We start from the raw sequence: 15,540 nt of genomic DNA on the forward strand, positions 1-15,540 counted from the left end.
GTGATATATAGCTCCACATAAAATTAAGGACTATACTTTACGAGGAGGGAGAGTAAAAAATATATGTCATGGATTATATTATTATGTACTCTCATAAGCATTGGTTTTGTATGTCTTCTTGGAATGTATAAAGAAGCGATGCGTAATACAGTGTTGGAACATACTTTAGTATTCGAAGAATTTCCGGAAAGTTTTCAAAAAGTTAAAGTTTTTTTTATTTCGGATATTCATAGAAGGATCATTTCTAGCTCGCTAATTGAACGAGTGAAAGGAAAAGCAGATATCGTAATTATTGGCGGTGATTTAGCTGAAAAAGGAGTACCTTTATCGCAAATCGCTTTAAATATTCAAAAGTTAAGAGAAATAGCCCCTGTATATTTTGTATGGGGAAATAATGACTATGAAATTGAGTATCACGAATTAGATGCTTTATTAATAGAAAATAATGTGAAGGTATTAGATAATACAAGAGTTGTATTTGAGTCTGAATTAGGAGAGAAAATTTGCTTACTCGGTATCGATGATGTTGGATTAGAACGAGATCGTTTAGATTTAGCGTTGTCTGATTGTAAAGAAGAAGGTTTTCGCATTTTAATTAGTCACAACCCAGATATAATAAAGAAAATGTCTGGTAATGAACAAATTTCGCTCGTATTAAGTGGACATACACATGGAGGCCAGATTCGGTTGTTTCCATCTGAAAAGTATTTAAAGGGTGGCGTATATAAGCATTCTAATACGACTCTCTTTGTTAGTAATGGGTATGGAACAACATTGTTCCCTCTTCGTTTTCGGGCACCTTCCCAAACACATATCATTACGTTATGCGGAGGGAAATAATGCCGAATTCAAATGGAAAATATAATATAAAAGCTGTCTCAAATATACTCGGAATTCAACCGAGTACACTTCGCGCATGGGAAAGACGCTATCATATTATTGCCCCAAAGAGAAATCGTGCGGGGCATCGTTTATATACAGAAGAGCATATTCATATTTTGAAATGGTTAATGAACAAAGTTTCTGAGGGGATGATGATTGGACAAGCAGTTCAGTTATTAGAAGGGAATCGGTTGCAGAACAACGTTCAAAAAGAAAAAATTACTGATACAGAAGTTGTTTTAGTGGACGATATACTACAAGCTTTGTTAGAATTTGATGAAATTACAATTTCTGCATTATTAAACGAGGTTTTTAGTATATATTCAACGGAAAAGGTTGTTGCAAGCATCATTCTTCAAGTGGCAAACAAGTTGTTAACTTTAAAAAGTAATAATGAGATTACAATGTCGCAATTCAAATATGTTGTATCATTCTTACAAACACGTTTAGGGATGATCTATCATAATGCGTCGGTGTATTCTTCCGTTAACAAAGTTTTCGTTTTAGAAAATAATATATTAAAAGGATTTATTTTCGCGACGTATTTACGACTAAAAGGATATCAAACAATGTATATGGGGACAAGTTTAGATGAAGAAGGTATTTTACTAGCTATTGAACAATTACAACCTAAATATTTGTTTATATCTTTTGATGATGAACGAGAACTTGAAGAGGCAGTAGAATTTATTGACTTGTTGCAAGAAAAAAATGAAAACATCTCTGGTGGTTTTATAGGAAGAAAAGGCATTGGAGATCAATTAAATCTTCAAAATATCCTAATTGGTAACACGAAAGAAGAATGGGATGGATGGTTAAAGATGCCGGAATAGTCGTTCGAAAAGAACCATCTATTTTCTATTTCATATAATAAAAATTAGATGCAATGGTTACGTAGGGAGGGTATGAGATGAGACTGGAACGTTTAAATTATAATAAGATTAAAATTTTCCTAACATTTGATGATTTATCTGAACGAGGATTAACGAAAGAAGATTTGTGGAGAAATGCACCGAAAGTACAGCAACTATTCCGTGATATGATGCAAGAAGCAAATACAGAATTAGGGTTTGAAGCGGATGGACCGATTGCTGTTGAAGTATTTTCTCTACAAGCTCAAGGTATGGTTGTAATTGTAACAAAAGAAAATCACGAAGTGGACACAGAAGATGAGTTCCGTGACGAGTTTATTGAAATGCAAGTGACTCTTGATGAAAGTGAACATATACTTTACGAGTTTGCTACATTAGATGATGTAATCAATTTGTCAAATCGCTTATATAACCTTGGTGTAACTGATGGGAAGTTGTATACGTGGGATGATCGTTTTTATCTTTGGATAGAAGAAGAAGAGCAATTTCAATTATTGAAGGCGGATTTTATAGCTATTTTAGCAGAGTACGGTAATCCGTCAACGGCAACAATTTACCGCGTAATGGAATATGGTAAAGAATTAATGGATTCTCAAGCGATTGAACAAATATACAATTACTTTGTGAAAAAACAAAACCTCAGCTAATGTAACGTAGCTTGAGGTTTTATTTTTATTCAGCTGAAAATCTAAAATCTATAAAACGAAGTGTAGGTAATAAGACTAGCCGATCTGTATGTTAAAATGTAATCAGTATTTCTTGATGAAATAATGGTTTTATCGAATGTATTTTGATGAAAATAAAAAATATTTAAATATTTAAGTATTTTACTTTTCTAAAAGCAATAAAAGGACTATAATAATAGTGAAAACGCTTGCAATACAAAATAGTTTGTATATATTTGTTAGCGTTTTCTATTGCATTCCAAATTTAACGGTGTATACTAGGCAATGAAGGTTTACTAAACAAGTGAAATTACAGGGGGTTTACTTACTATGGTAGCCGAAAAGGGAACTCAAACGAAAACACAACAACAAGGGGAACAACATTTTGAATTGTTAAATTCAACACAAATTGTAATTAATGAAGCATTAGAAAAATTGGGTTATCCAAACGAAGTATATGAATTATTGAAAGAACCAATTCGTATGATGACAGTGAAAATTCCAGTTCGTATGGATGACGGGACTGTTAAAATATTTACAGGATATCGTGCACAACATAATGATGCTGTTGGTCCAACGAAAGGTGGAATTCGCTTCCATCCAAACGTAACAGAAAATGAAGTGAAAGCACTTTCTATTTGGATGAGTTTAAAATGTGGTATTGTTGATTTACCATATGGTGGAGGTAAAGGTGGAATCATTTGTGACCCACGTGAGATGTCTTTCCGTGAATTAGAAAGATTAAGCCGCGGTTATGTACGAGCAATTAGCCAAATTGTTGGTCCGACAAAAGATATTCCGGCTCCAGATGTATTTACAAACTCACAAATTATGGCATGGATGATGGATGAGTATAGCCGTATCGATGAATTTAATTCACCAGGATTTATTACAGGTAAACCACTTGTATTAGGTGGATCACACGGACGTGAAACAGCGACTGCAAAAGGTGTAACAATTTGTATTCGTGAAGCTGCGAAAAAACGTGACATTGATATTAAAGGTGCACGCGTTGTTGTTCAAGGATTTGGTAATGCGGGTAGCTTCTTAGCTAAATTTATGCATGATGCAGGCGCGAAAGTAATTGCAATTTCAGATGCTTACGGTGCATTACATGATCCGAATGGATTAGATATTGACTACTTACTAGATCGTCGCGATAGCTTTGGTACTGTAACAAAACTATTTAATAATACAATTTCAAATACAGAACTGTTAGAACTTGATTGCGACATTTTAGTTCCTGCTGCAATTGAGAACCAAATTACAGAAGAAAATGCTGATAAGATTAAAGCGAAAATTGTGGTTGAAGCTGCAAATGGTCCAACTACATTAGAAGCAACAAAAATCTTAACAGATCGTGGTATCTTACTTGTTCCAGACGTATTAGCAAGTGCTGGTGGCGTTACGGTATCTTACTTTGAGTGGGTACAAAATAACCAAGGTTACTACTGGACTGAAGAAGAAGTAGAACAACGTTTAGAAAAAGTAATGGTAAAATCATTCGATTCAATTTATGAAACATCACAAGTTCGTAAAGTGAACATGCGCTTAGCTGCATACATGATTGGTGTTCGTAAAATGGCTGAGGCTAGTCGCTTCAGAGGTTGGGTATAATATATAATGTTTTGAGAAAACGTGATTTCCTTTCGAGGGAATCGCGTTTTTTTGTTGAAGTATTAAATGAGGTGTTGTATATGGGGAATGAAATAATGGAACGAGTAGACCAATTAGAAGAAAAGGTTAAGGTGTTAGAGGGTGAACTTGCAAGAGCTAAGAGAGCCCGAAAAACAAGTGTCGTTCGGGTGTTCGGCGAAGGATTATTATTTTTAATATTTGGTGCAGTTGTAGTTGGACCAATTATCGCGTTTATATTCACAATTATTACTTGGTTTGGTGAAAAATAGAATAAAAAACAAAAAAAGAACGCTTGTTCTGCACGAACAAACGTGCTATACTTTCCTTAGATAAGCAAAACGGAAATGATTTTAAGGAGAGATAAATGATGAAAATGACAGTAGACCAAAGATTTATGATGCCAGCAGATGTTGTAGAACGAGTGGAAGTATTACGAAACAAACAAAGCAAGCGTGGCACATTATTACAATCGGTAAATAAATTTTTCGGTTTAGATACGAAAGAAGATTGTATTTGGTTTTACGGTTTTTACGGAGTGGCTGTAAGTATTGTATTATTTATGGTATTCACATCAAATATTTTCGATGTTCTCTTCGCATAAGAAATATGCCATAAGGACATTGCCACCGAATACATATATAAGGAAGTAAGGTAATTTTTTAGAGCGGGAGTTGGTAGTAATGGCGATGTTCCCTATAGAGCGTAACTATATTGGGTATGGAAATTCACGACCAGGAATTCCTCTTTCAAAAGTAAGATTTATTGTAAGTCATGACACGGGGAACCCTGGTAGCAATGCGATAGGAAATCGGGATTACTTTAATGAAATACAACCGAAAGCTTCAGCGCATACATTTATTGATGATAAAACAATATTAGAAATTGTCCCTATAAATGAAGTTGCGTACCATGTTCGATACAATGTGCCAACGGATAATGAGTTATTCGGTTATGATGCGAATAAGGCTGCAATTGGGGTTGAACTTTGCTATGGTGGCGACGTAAACTTTTGGGAGGCGTATACTCGTTTTACGTGGTATCACGCTTATTTATGTCAAAATTTCGGTTTAAATCCTAAAAAGGCTATTGTGTCACACAAAACGTTGGATCCTACTCGGAAAATCGATCCTGAGAATGTATTAGGGCAACAAGGAATTAAATTTCAGCAGTTTTTAGCAGATGTCTATCGGATGTATGTTTCGTTTAGATGACAAATATATGAAAAATGAATACAATAAAGATAGATGCCTACTGCTGTAAGTAGGTTTTTTCTTGTTTATATAAATAGAGCAGAGGTAGAAGACTAGGAGTGAACTAAGTATGCAAAAAGAAACAGTTATTATTATCGGAGGCGGTCCATGCGGATTAGCAGCGGCGATTTCGTTGCAAAAAGTGGGGTTAAATCCGTTAGTAATCGAAAAAGGAAACATTGTAAATGCAATTTATAATTATCCAACTCATCAAACATTTTTCTCCTCTAGTGAAAAATTAGAAATTGGTGAAGTTGCTTTTATTACAGAAAATCGTAAGCCATTTCGTAATCAGGCGCTTGCGTATTATCGTGAAGTAGTAAAGCGTAAATCTATACGTGTAAATGCATTTGAACGAGTGGAACAAGTTCAAAAAGATGGTGATGTTTTTAAAGTTGAAACGACGAAGCGTGACGGAAACAAAGAAATATATGTTGCGAAATACATTGTTGTCGCAACTGGATATTATGATAATCCGAATTATATGAATGTACCTGGTGAGAAACTTGAGAAAGTAGCTCATTATTTCAAAGAAGGACACCCTTATTTTGATCGAGATGTCGTTGTAATAGGTGGTAAAAATTCAAGTATAGATGCAGCGTTAGAGCTTGTTAAATCGGGTGCACGTGTAACAGTTCTATACCGTGGTGGGGAATACTCGCCAAGTATTAAGCCGTGGATTTTGCCGGAATTTGAGGCGTTAGTACGAAATGGGACAATTCAAATGAATTTCCATGCGCATGTAAAAGAAATTACTGAGCATACGTTGACGTATACAGTAGATGGTGAGGCAAATACAATTCAAAACGATTTTGTATTTGCTATGACGGGTTACCATCCAGACCACAGCTTCTTAACAAAAATGGGAGTTCGGATTGATGAAGAAACAGGGCGCCCGATTTATATAGAGGGTAGTATGGAAACAAACGCTGAAAATATTTTTATTGCAGGTGTAATTGCTGCGGGGAATAACGCAAATGAAATATTTATCGAGAACGGTAGATTCCATGGAGATGCGATTGCGCAAACCATTGCATCAAGAGAAGAATAAAAAGAAGCTGTCGAAATCTTCGACAGCTTCTTTTTAATCGTGCATAAACATATGTTGGATTGTTTCGTGAGAGTTTGTGTTTTCTAGTGCGACTAGTAATTTAATTCGCGCCTTTTGAGCGTTTAAACCGTAGGTGAAAACAATGCCCATATCTTTTAATTGTTTTCCGCCACCTTCATAAGAGTATACGTCTTGAACGATACCGTTAAAGCAGCGTGAAACTAATACAATTGGAATGCCTTTTTCTATTAATCGCCCTAGACTAGGAAGTGTTCTTGGAGGTAAATTACCTTGTCCAAGTGCTTCAATAACAATTCCGTCTACTGGTAGCGTTTCGATTGCTGATAATAATGTATCATCCATACCTGCGTATGCTTTTAGAACGACAACGTTTTTAGAAATCTGTCGTACTGTGCATGTTTCGTGATGCACTAAAGCATGATGGAAAACAACACCACGTTTTGTTACCATGCCAATTGGTCCGTACTGTGGACTTTGGAATGTCGCGACATTACTTGTGTGCGTTTTTGTTACATTTGTAGCACAATGTATTTCGTCATTTAATACGACTAGAACGCCTTTTTCAGCAGCTTCATTACTACTAGCAACTTTTACAGCTGATAAGAAATTATATAGACCATCAGCACCTAATTCATTACTAGAACGCATTGCCCCTGTCACAACGATTGGGATAGTTGCTTGAACTGTTAAATCAAGAAAATAAGCTGTCTCTTCTAATGTATCGGTACCATGCGTGATGACTACGCCGTGAATATCGTCTTGTTTTACTCTTTCGTCAATGATGACTTGCAATTGTAGCATTTCGCTAGGAGTCATGTGAGGAGATGGAAGATGGAACACATCTTCGACAATTAAATCAACATCGCCTTCTAAATCAGGAATGAATTTTAAAAGAGGATTCTTTTTACCTGGTTGTACGACCCCAGTTTCTTTATCTTCCTCCATTGCAATTGTTCCACCTGTGTGTAAAACTAGGATTCTTTTCAATGCTTATACCCCTTTCAAGTTGAAAAATACATTTAGAACATAACATGTTTTGAGTAAATTCGACAATGAAAATGTATAAAAGTATGCTTAGAAAATGACAATAAAATAAATTACCTTAAGTGTGCTCCGGTAAGTGGTTATTAGGTTAGGTTTTGTTTATGGAAATTTATGAGAGTGGATGTGTAAGTGTAGAGTGGGAAGGAGTGAGTTTTTTGAAAAAAGTGGAGAAAATTATAATTCGTATATTACTGATTCAATTTATTTTTCTTTCTGTCGTCCAACTGCTTTTTATACATAAATCTTCAGTGAAATATTTATCGAAAATTGTTTATTACGAAGGTGTCGTCACGAAAAATAAGGCGGAAATCTTACAGGTGAATAAGTAGTTTTCATTTTCTTCTATGATGGATTATGCTACAATTATTGAGGATTTAATGACGTGAGGCAAATGAGAAGAAGCAGGGGGAAAATACCTGCTTTTCGTTTTGTTTTATAAGTGAAAAATGAGGTGTTACAATGGATAAACGAATTTCGATTGCTATAGATGGTCCAGCGGCTGCTGGGAAAAGTACAGTGGCAAAAGTTGTTGCAAAAAAACTTTCATATGTTTACATTGATACAGGCGCAATGTACCGTACTATTACATATGCAGCCCTTGAACAAAAAGTGGATATTGAAAATGAAGAAAAGTTAATGGAAGTTGTAAAAAATGTAAATATTGAATTTCAGCAAGGGGAAAATACACAACTTGTATTTTTAAATGGACAAGATGTTTCTGAAGTGATTCGTACGCCAGATGTGACGAATCGTGTATCTATTGTAGCAAAGCATCGTCTTGTTCGTGAAGAAATGGTACGTCGTCAACAAGGATTAGCTAAAAAAGGCGGCGTAGTAATGGATGGCCGTGATATTGGTACACATGTACTACCGGATGCTGAAGTGAAAATCTTTATGCTTGCTTCTGTAGAAGAAAGAGCGGAAAGAAGACATTTAGAAAATATGAATAAAGGTTTCGATTCTAATTTAGAGCAGTTAAGAGAAGAAATTGCTAGGCGTGATAAATTAGATTCAGAACGCGAAGTTTCTCCTTTGAAAAAAGCTGATGATGCATTGGAATTAGATACAACTTCTTTATCAATTGAAGAAGTTGTCCAAAAAATTATGGGTATTGTTTCAGGAGTATTTGCGAAATAAAGAAAGAGGACTATCCTCTTTCTTTTTTTTTTTGAATTGTAAAGGATAAGTGAATTATAAGTCTCTTTTCTTGACAAATGGGCTAATTTGTAAGAAGTTAGTTACAGAGGGGAAAAACTGTCAGAATATATTCGCTATTATATTTCAAATCATACTTTCTTCAAGATGATTTTGCTGTATACTATTTATATAGATTTAATATAGTTTCTTGTGAACTGTATTGAAACAGAATATGTGATGATAAATTCTTAAACATGCAAATGAAAACATTTGTTTTCATTTCGTATATACATAAAAATGCTTTGTCAATTCTGTAGGGAGGTATTTCCATGGTAGAGAAAATGAATGAAGAAGTTATGAATTCAAAAGAATTACAAGTTGGTGACGTTGTTACAGGTTCTGTAACGAAAGTTGAAGAGAAACAAGTTCTTGTAAATGTTGGATACAAAACAGATGGCGTAATTCCGATTAGTGAATTAGCTAACGTTCATATTGAAAAAGCAAGCGATGTTGTAGAATTAGATCAAACACTTGAATTGAAAATTATTAAATTAGAAGATGATGATCTTGTTTTATCTAAGAGAGCTGTTGACGCAGAAAAAGCGTGGGTAGAATTACAAGAAAAATTTAATTCTGGTCATGTATTTGATGTTACTGTAAAAGATATCGTGAATGGTGGGTTAGTTGTGGACCTTGGTGTTCGTGGTTTTATCCCAGCTTCACTTGTAGAAGTACATTATGTAGAAGACTTTGCTGACTATAAAGGAAAAACATTAGCGGTGAAAATTGTTGAATTAGACCGTGAAAAAAATCGTGTTATTCTTTCACATAAAGCGGTAGTAGAACTAGAACTAGATTCTAAGAAAAAAGAAGCAATCTCTTCGTTAAAAGAAGGGGATATTGTTGAAGGAACAGTACAACGATTAACGGATTTTGGTGCTTTCGTTAACGTTGGTGGTGTGGACGGTTTAGTTCACATTTCACAAATTTCACACGAACGTGTAGAGCAACCTTCTGAGGTATTAGAGCAAGGTCAAAAGGTAAAGGTAAAAGTGTTATCTGTTGATGCTGATACGCAACGTATTTCTTTATCAATTAAAGCAGCTCAGCCAGGACCTTGGGAAAATGTTGCTGGCGAAATAAAAGCTGGAGATATTCGTGAGGGAGTAGTAAAACGCCTTGTTACATTCGGTGCGTTTGTTGAAATTTTACCTGGTGTTGAAGGGCTTGTACATGTATCTCAAATTGCAAATCGTCACGTGAAAAATCCAAATGAAGTATTGGAAATGGGACAAGAAGTAAAAGTGAAAGTACTTGAAGTCCATGTAGCAGAAAAACGTATTTCTTTAAGCATAAAAGAAACGCTTGAAGAAAATAATGTAACAGAAGATTATAGCCAATATGAGCCAAATGCTGATTCGGCTACTTTCCAGTTAAGTGATATTATTGGTGAACAACTGAAAAAATTAAAGAAATAAAGAGGGGTACAAGTGGTAAGGGCAAAACGTAAATTAGATCATATTGAATATGCTCTTTCTACTGGTCAGTCTCGTACGCATGGCTTTCATGATATTGATTTTGTGCATCAAAGCTTGCCAAATTCAAGTTATGACACTATAACATGTGAAACAAAAATCGGCGAACTTTCACTAAGTTCGCCGATTTTTATCAATGCGATGACTGGTGGTGGAGGAGAGCAAACATTACATATTAATGAGCAATTAGCATATGTAGCGAAACATCATAACCTTGCTATGGCTGTAGGTTCGCAAATGGCAGCTTTAAAAGATGAAAGTGAATCGGCTTCGTATAAAGTTGTTAGGAAAGTAAATCCGAATGGGATTTTTTTCGCAAACTTAGGAAGTGAGGCAACTGTCGAACAGGCAGAGCGTGCCGTTGATATGATTGAAGCGAATGCACTGCAAATTCATTTAAATGTCATACAGGAGTTAACGATGCCAGAAGGAGACCGTGATTTTACTGGTGTACTTCAGCGGATTGAGAAAATAGTTTTAAAAAGTAAAGTACCTGTCATCGTAAAAGAAGTCGGTTTTGGAATGAGTAAGGAAACAGTACAACAGTTAGCGAATATAGGTATAACAGCAATTGATATTGGCGGACAAGGTGGTACGAATTTTGCTGCTGTTGAAAATGAAAGAAGACAGCGAATGCTTTCTTATTTTAATAACTGGGGCATACAAACAGCTACCTCGATTATTGAAGCAACCTCTACAAATAATAACCTCTCTTTTATTGCATCTGGGGGTATACAAACAGCACTTGACGTGGCGAAGGCAATCGCATTAGGGGCGAATACAACTGCGTTTGCTGGATACTTTTTACGTATTTTAATGCAAGATGGTGTTGAGAATTTAGTGGATGAAATTGATCTTTTGCATACAGATTTAAAATTTATTATGACAGCTCTTGGCGTGAAGACGATAGAAGAGTTACAATCTGTACCTCTTGTTGTAAAAGGTGAAACGTACCATTGGTTAGCGCAGCGAGGGATTGACACTGTACATTATAGTAGGCGATAAAAAATCAACCATCCGGTTGATTTTTTTGCGTTTTATTTTCGTAAAATGAAGAGGGAGGGCGAGAAGTTATCATTCTATATAATTCTATAAATGGAAAAAAGAGAGAATTTACATTATGATAAAAGTATATATAAATATTTTGTGGAAAAACATGGTAAAAGTAAGAAAGTATTCTTCTCTATATAGCTGGTTAGCGATAAAACAAGATAAGAGATTGCTATTTAAGAGTCAAAAGAAACAAGGGAAAATTTACGATAATTTTGGGGATGAGGATGTTAATAAAAAAGGAGATAATGTATCTTCAAATAGTAAAAATTCAATAGGACGCATTACATATAATAGTGAATATTTTAACATCCATGCACGAAATATAAGAGAAGATACAGCGGTTTCTGGATATAATAAAAAGGTTGAAATTTCATTAACTTCAAATGTAAGAGAAGGAGATTCTAGTTCAACAACAGCGCAATCAGCAATTAAAACGGCGAATATTGCAATCGCAGTCGGGAATAAATTGTATAGGAATCCAACGGTGAATGCAGGAAGTGGAATAGAAGCACTAATTTTGCCAAGGGAATTAGGAGAAGACAAAAATCCATCGGAAGATTCGTATGTAATTTATTATTTTAATATACCAAATGAAGCGAGTTTAAGTAATGCTGAAGTAGTATTACTTTCTGATCAAGGAAATACCATTGTGAGTAGGGAAATTAAAGGAGAAAAAGAAGATATTGTAGGTGCGAAAAAAGAGGTTGAGCGAAAGTTAAATGAGATAGGAGAGATGGATTATGTACGTGTAGAGGTAAAGAGTAAAGATCCTTCTCTACATACGTATTATGTTATTACATATTCTAAAAAACCAACAGGTGTAGTTACGATTGATGCCTCGTTGAGTGATAGGGTTTATAATGCGAAAACAAAAGAATTATATTACGAGTAGAAATAAATAAAATAATTGTGTAAAAAGACGGTTTCGTACAATATCGAAACCGTCTTTTTGTATTGCCTATTTGAGGGCAGCTTGATTGGTGTGGGCTAATAATCCCCCACTGAAGTTTCACTTTATTTAATGCTGATTCTGCTTTCGAGCTTGCTCCGGTGTATCAAGACTTGTTGCACCGGGATATTGAAGTGATTGGTCGCGATCAGATTCAACGCGGCGTGATTCTCTTAGCTTTCGTTCTTGGCGATCTTTACCCATTGTGAGTTACACCTCCTTATTAAAAGTTTTGCTGTTATGAGAAAAACTATGCACAAAGAAAAGGAGGATTAACTTTCATAAAAAGTTCCCATAATGGAAATCATAGGAGGTGAAATGATGGATGGGAGTACTTTTTATTTTGTTGCTTGGATAGGGTGGATTGTCGTGACCTTTTTTATGAAAAAGGAATCTATTCGTTGGAAGATAAGTGCTTGTATATTAATTTTTATTATTTGTTCTCCGTTAAATGTGACGATTGCTTCTTTCACAATATCGGTAAATGCCCTTTTGCTTTGTATTATTTCTTTTGTAGGTATCGCGTTATATTCTATTTGGAAAAAATTATATACCTTACTTTCGGCACTTATTATTGCAATGTTATATACAAGCTTTCATTTGTTAGAAGTATATGATCCAATTTGGATTGTGGTTGATAGGTTGTTGCTGTTAAGTGGTGCACTTGTGTATGCATCGGTTTTATTGCACGGGGATCGCATATTACGATTATGCTCCTTATATATAGGGATGTTACAAGGAGAATTATTGGTGACGCTGATTTTTCGTAAATTACATTTTCCTTATGAATACGGCAGTTTAGCTTTTTTAGATGTTGCTGCTGTTTCCACTTTATTTATGGCGATTTTACTTTGGATTACAAAGGCATCGGTATATATGGAACAATTTAAGAGGAAAACACGTAAAAGAAAGGCGAGGGTAATACATGACTGAATATACACCAGCTATTTTATGTGGCGTAATTGCAGGTACAATAACTAGGTTGTTAATGCTTCGTACCGATACGAGGCAATATCCGACGAGGCTTCACGGGAAAATTATTCATATCGCGATGGGATTAATTGCGGCTGCCTTAGGAGCAATTGCGATTCCGTCTGTTTTGAAAAAAGATTTCTCTGCAATTACATTTCTTACGTTAGCAGCGACGCAATTTCGTGATGTGCGCAATATGGAAAGAAATACGCTTCAACAATTAGATGGATATGAGCTCGTACCACGTGGTAATACATACATTGAAGGAATTGCATTAGTATTTGAAAGTCGTAACTACTTGGCGATGTTAACGTCGTTTGTAACAACGTTTGCGTATATAGGATTCGATTCATGGATTGCCGGGGTAATTACTGGTATAGTAAGTTTTTTCATTGCGAAAAAATTAATGTCAGGTAAAAGACTTCATGACCTTGTAGAAATAGAGCACGTTCCACTTCGTTTTGAAGGAGCGGGACTTTATATTGATAATATTTACATTATGAATATTGGATTGCCAGCAAGGCAAGAAGAAATTATGAAATATGGAATGGGATTTATTTTAAAACCGAAATCGATAGATGCGATGGTTACAATCTCAAACTTAGGACAACGGCAAGCTATTTTACATGATGTTTCGGTTGCTTTAGGAATATATAGAGATTCTGGAACGCCGGCACTTGTACCGTTAGCGAAGCGTGATTTAGAGGATGGGAGAGTTGGGATTTTTGTTCTGCCGCAAGATCAAGATGCAGAAAAAGCGATAGGGGTAATCGGAAATGTACCAACATTAGAGAGTGCTGTTCATATGTCATCAGAAGCTCCGAAAGGAAGGGGAGATAAGAGATGATGTTAGAAAGTGTTATTCTCGCAGTCATTACAACAACGCCAGAGAAATTTGCAGGTGGTGCCCCTTTATTTATTTGCGAGTCGACAGAGGAACTGGAATTTGTTGCAAATAATTTAGAGGCTATTTTAGATGGTATTGCACATCGCTTACAAGATAATGTATATATTATTGTGAAACATTAGTAACGTGTGGTATAATGTGAGGTGTTTTGATACGTTGAGAAATATTCTGGAATGCAAATCCCTTCTTGCACAAAGAAGGGTTTTTTACATAATAAACAGAAGCAAGTTGAAAGGATGAAAGTATATGCCGAAACCAGTAATAGCGATAGTAGGCCGCCCGAACGTAGGGAAATCTACTATTTTCAATAGAATTGTTGGAGAAAGAGTTTCAATCGTAGAAGATATACCAGGTATAACGCGAGACCGTATTTATAGTGCGGGAGAATGGTTAAATCATGAGTTTAACATTATTGATACAGGTGGAATTGATATTGGAGACGAGCCGTTCTTGACACAAATTCGTCAACAGGCGGAAGTAGCGATTGATGAAGCAGATGTTATCATTTTTATGACGAATGGTCGCGATGGTGTAACTGCAGCAGATGAAGAAGTTGCTAAAATTTTATACCGTTCTAAAAAACCAATTGTACTTGCGGTAAATAAGGTTGATAATCCAGACATGCGTAGTGATATTTATGATTTTTATGCATTAGGATTTGGCGAGCCATTCCCGATTTCAGGTACACACGGTTTAGGACTTGGTGATTTGTTAGATGAAGCTGCAAATCATTTTCCAAAGATTGAAGAAGAAGCGTATGACGATGAAACAATCCGTTTCTCTTTAATTGGACGTCCAAACGTAGGGAAATCATCACTTGTAAATGCACTTCTTGGTCAAGAACGTGTAATTGTAAGTAATATAGCGGGAACGACACGTGATGCTGTTGATACACCATATAGTAAAGATGATCAAGATTATGTAATCATCGATACAGCTGGTATGCGTAAAAAAGGGAAAGTATACGAAAGTACAGAAAAGTATAGTGTACTTCGTGCACTTAGAGCGATTGAACGTTCTGACGTTGTTTTAGTCGTTTTAGACGGAGAAGAAGGAATTATTGAGCAAGATAAAAAAATCGCTGGATATGCTCATGATTCAGGACGAGCTGTTATTATCGTTGTAAACAAATGGGATGCAGTGAAAAAAGATGAAAAAACAATGAAAGCATTTGAAGAAAACATCCGTGCTCATTTCCAATTTTTAGAGTATGCACCGATTGTATTCTTATCTGCGAAAACGAAAAAGCGTACACAAACGTTATTACCGGTTATCAATGAGGTAAATGAAAGCCATAGCATCCGTGTACAAACGAATGTATTAAATGATGTAATTATGGATGCGGTAGCGATGAATCCAACGCCGACACATAATGGTAGCCGTCTGAAAATCTTCTATGCGACACAAGTTGCGGTAAAACCACCAACATTTGTTATATTTGTAAACGATACAGAATTAATGCACTTTTCATATGAGCGCTTCTTAAAGAACCGTTTACGTGAAGCGTTCGGTTTTGTAGGAACGCCGATTCACATTATCGCTAGAGCAAGAGACTAATGGAGAG

19 protein-coding genes are annotated in these 15,540 nt (G+C 35.6%); 17 read left to right on the forward strand and 2 right to left on the reverse strand.

Annotated elements, in window-relative coordinates; all coding sequences use genetic code 11:
• Window positions 1-63: 63 nt before the first annotated feature.
• The 8 genes from JFU54_RS23610 to JFU54_RS23645 all read left to right on the forward strand — a co-directional run bounded on the left by JFU54_RS23610 (window position 64) and on the right by JFU54_RS23645 (window position 6,358).
• Window positions 64-840: a metallophosphoesterase gene (locus JFU54_RS23610; RefSeq protein WP_002141026.1), complete on the forward strand. Its 777-nt coding sequence runs from the start codon at window positions 64-66 to the stop codon at window positions 838-840.
• On the forward strand, window positions 840-1,715 hold the full coding sequence (locus tag JFU54_RS23615; RefSeq protein WP_002011784.1) for a MerR family transcriptional regulator: 876 nt from the start codon (window positions 840-842) through the stop codon (window positions 1,713-1,715). Before JFU54_RS23610 ends, JFU54_RS23615 begins: the two co-directional genes overlap by 1 nt.
• 77 nt (window positions 1,716-1,792) lie before the next feature.
• The gene (locus JFU54_RS23620; RefSeq protein ID WP_002011786.1) at window positions 1,793-2,401 is read left to right on the forward strand and encodes a genetic competence negative regulator; all 609 of its coding nucleotides are present in this window, start codon (window positions 1,793-1,795) and stop codon (window positions 2,399-2,401) included.
• A gap of 348 nt (window positions 2,402-2,749) precedes the next feature.
• Complete coding sequence (gudB, locus tag JFU54_RS23625) at window positions 2,750-4,036, forward strand: NAD-specific glutamate dehydrogenase (protein ID WP_000225168.1); 1,287 nt, start codon at window positions 2,750-2,752, stop codon at window positions 4,034-4,036.
• A gap of 80 nt (window positions 4,037-4,116) precedes the next feature.
• On the forward strand, window positions 4,117-4,326 hold the full coding sequence (locus tag JFU54_RS23630; protein WP_002126403.1) for a hypothetical protein: 210 nt from the start codon (window positions 4,117-4,119) through the stop codon (window positions 4,324-4,326).
• A gap of 95 nt (window positions 4,327-4,421) precedes the next feature.
• Window positions 4,422-4,658, forward strand: coding sequence for a DUF3961 domain-containing protein (locus JFU54_RS23635; RefSeq protein WP_002011789.1), 237 nt, complete (start codon window positions 4,422-4,424; stop codon window positions 4,656-4,658).
• Between the two features lie 79 nt (window positions 4,659-4,737).
• Window positions 4,738-5,268, forward strand: coding sequence for a peptidoglycan recognition protein family protein (locus tag JFU54_RS23640; RefSeq protein WP_002011791.1), 531 nt, complete (start codon window positions 4,738-4,740; stop codon window positions 5,266-5,268).
• Window positions 5,269-5,377: 109 nt separating this feature from the next.
• Window positions 5,378-6,358: a YpdA family putative bacillithiol disulfide reductase gene (locus JFU54_RS23645; RefSeq protein WP_201066606.1), complete on the forward strand. Its 981-nt coding sequence runs from the start codon at window positions 5,378-5,380 to the stop codon at window positions 6,356-6,358.
• A gap of 33 nt (window positions 6,359-6,391) precedes the next feature.
• Here the strand turns inward: JFU54_RS23645 and ansA are convergent, their stop codons facing one another.
• Window positions 6,392-7,366, reverse strand: coding sequence for an asparaginase (gene ansA / locus JFU54_RS23650; RefSeq protein WP_002030754.1), 975 nt, complete (start codon window positions 7,364-7,366; stop codon window positions 6,392-6,394).
• Window positions 7,367-7,578: 212 nt separating this feature from the next.
• Between ansA and JFU54_RS23655 the strand changes: the two genes are divergently transcribed.
• From JFU54_RS23655 to JFU54_RS23675, 5 genes are all read left to right on the forward strand, one after another.
• Entirely contained in the window at window positions 7,579-7,752 is a 174-nt protein-coding gene (locus JFU54_RS23655; protein ID WP_002135263.1) for a DUF5359 family protein, read from the forward strand.
• Window positions 7,753-7,882: 130 nt separating this feature from the next.
• Window positions 7,883-8,560 (forward strand): (d)CMP kinase, encoded by a 678-nt coding sequence (gene cmk / locus JFU54_RS23660; RefSeq protein ID WP_002011798.1) that lies wholly within the window; start codon window positions 7,883-7,885, stop codon window positions 8,558-8,560.
• A gap of 329 nt (window positions 8,561-8,889) precedes the next feature.
• On the forward strand, window positions 8,890-10,038 hold the full coding sequence (gene rpsA, locus JFU54_RS23665; RefSeq protein ID WP_002030757.1) for a 30S ribosomal protein S1: 1,149 nt from the start codon (window positions 8,890-8,892) through the stop codon (window positions 10,036-10,038).
• Window positions 10,039-10,050: 12 nt separating this feature from the next.
• Complete coding sequence (gene fni / locus JFU54_RS23670) at window positions 10,051-11,100, forward strand: type 2 isopentenyl-diphosphate Delta-isomerase (protein WP_088039055.1); 1,050 nt, start codon at window positions 10,051-10,053, stop codon at window positions 11,098-11,100.
• A gap of 151 nt (window positions 11,101-11,251) precedes the next feature.
• A complete protein-coding gene (locus JFU54_RS23675; RefSeq protein WP_201051680.1) occupies window positions 11,252-12,040 on the forward strand; it encodes a hypothetical protein in 789 nt (262 codons plus the stop codon).
• A 126-nt stretch (window positions 12,041-12,166) separates the two neighbouring features.
• Here JFU54_RS23675 and JFU54_RS23680 read toward each other — a convergent pair whose 3' ends face one another.
• Window positions 12,167-12,301, reverse strand: a complete 135-nt coding sequence (locus JFU54_RS23680; RefSeq protein ID WP_000513901.1) for a YpzI family protein — start codon at window positions 12,299-12,301, stop codon at window positions 12,167-12,169.
• A 117-nt stretch (window positions 12,302-12,418) separates the two neighbouring features.
• Between JFU54_RS23680 and JFU54_RS23685 the strand changes: the two genes are divergently transcribed.
• From JFU54_RS23685 to der, 4 genes are all read left to right on the forward strand, one after another.
• The gene (locus tag JFU54_RS23685) at window positions 12,419-13,030 is read left to right on the forward strand and encodes a YphA family membrane protein (protein ID WP_002086626.1); all 612 of its coding nucleotides are present in this window, start codon (window positions 12,419-12,421) and stop codon (window positions 13,028-13,030) included.
• Window positions 13,023-13,916, forward strand: coding sequence for a YIEGIA family protein (locus tag JFU54_RS23690; protein ID WP_002086625.1), 894 nt, complete (start codon window positions 13,023-13,025; stop codon window positions 13,914-13,916). The genes JFU54_RS23685 and JFU54_RS23690 overlap by 8 nt, the downstream gene beginning before the upstream one ends.
• Window positions 13,913-14,098 (forward strand): capping complex subunit for YIEGIA, encoded by a 186-nt coding sequence (locus JFU54_RS23695; protein ID WP_002086624.1) that lies wholly within the window; start codon window positions 13,913-13,915, stop codon window positions 14,096-14,098. The genes JFU54_RS23690 and JFU54_RS23695 overlap by 4 nt, the downstream gene beginning before the upstream one ends.
• Before the next feature lie 124 nt (window positions 14,099-14,222).
• The gene (gene der / locus JFU54_RS23700) at window positions 14,223-15,533 is read left to right on the forward strand and encodes a ribosome biogenesis GTPase Der (protein WP_002011811.1); all 1,311 of its coding nucleotides are present in this window, start codon (window positions 14,223-14,225) and stop codon (window positions 15,531-15,533) included.
• Window positions 15,534-15,540: the final 7 nt, after the last annotated feature.

The sequence above is a fragment of the Bacillus sp. TH19 genome, from assembly GCF_016651075.1.
Lineage (GTDB): Bacteria > Bacillota > Bacilli > Bacillales > Bacillaceae_G > Bacillus_A > Bacillus_A mycoides.

Bases quoted from the DNA above. Each gene is read 5' to 3' on its own strand.
- JFU54_RS23675 (WP_201051680.1), top strand. From the start codon at position 11,252: ATGGTAAAAGTAAGAAAGTATTCTTCTCTATATAGCTGGTTAGCGATA.
- der (WP_002011811.1), top strand. From the start codon at position 14,223: ATGCCGAAACCAGTAATAGCGATAGTAGGCCGCCCGAACGTAGGGAAA.
- JFU54_RS23685 (WP_002086626.1), top strand. From the start codon at position 12,419: ATGGATGGGAGTACTTTTTATTTTGTTGCTTGGATAGGGTGGATTGTC.
- gudB (WP_000225168.1), top strand. From the start codon at position 2,750: ATGGTAGCCGAAAAGGGAACTCAAACGAAAACACAACAACAAGGGGAA.
- JFU54_RS23645 (WP_201066606.1), top strand. From the start codon at position 5,378: ATGCAAAAAGAAACAGTTATTATTATCGGAGGCGGTCCATGCGGATTA.
- rpsA (WP_002030757.1), top strand. From the start codon at position 8,890: ATGGTAGAGAAAATGAATGAAGAAGTTATGAATTCAAAAGAATTACAA.
- JFU54_RS23620 (WP_002011786.1), top strand. From the start codon at position 1,793: ATGAGACTGGAACGTTTAAATTATAATAAGATTAAAATTTTCCTAACA.
- JFU54_RS23695 (WP_002086624.1), top strand. From the start codon at position 13,913: ATGATGTTAGAAAGTGTTATTCTCGCAGTCATTACAACAACGCCAGAG.
- JFU54_RS23680 (WP_000513901.1), bottom strand. From the start codon at position 12,301: ATGGGTAAAGATCGCCAAGAACGAAAGCTAAGAGAATCACGCCGCGTT.
- JFU54_RS23635 (WP_002011789.1), top strand. From the start codon at position 4,422: ATGATGAAAATGACAGTAGACCAAAGATTTATGATGCCAGCAGATGTT.
- JFU54_RS23610 (WP_002141026.1), top strand. From the start codon at position 64: ATGTCATGGATTATATTATTATGTACTCTCATAAGCATTGGTTTTGTA.
- cmk (WP_002011798.1), top strand. From the start codon at position 7,883: ATGGATAAACGAATTTCGATTGCTATAGATGGTCCAGCGGCTGCTGGG.
- JFU54_RS23630 (WP_002126403.1), top strand. From the start codon at position 4,117: ATGGGGAATGAAATAATGGAACGAGTAGACCAATTAGAAGAAAAGGTT.
- JFU54_RS23640 (WP_002011791.1), top strand. From the start codon at position 4,738: ATGGCGATGTTCCCTATAGAGCGTAACTATATTGGGTATGGAAATTCA.
- JFU54_RS23690 (WP_002086625.1), top strand. From the start codon at position 13,023: ATGACTGAATATACACCAGCTATTTTATGTGGCGTAATTGCAGGTACA.
- JFU54_RS23615 (WP_002011784.1), top strand. From the start codon at position 840: ATGCCGAATTCAAATGGAAAATATAATATAAAAGCTGTCTCAAATATA.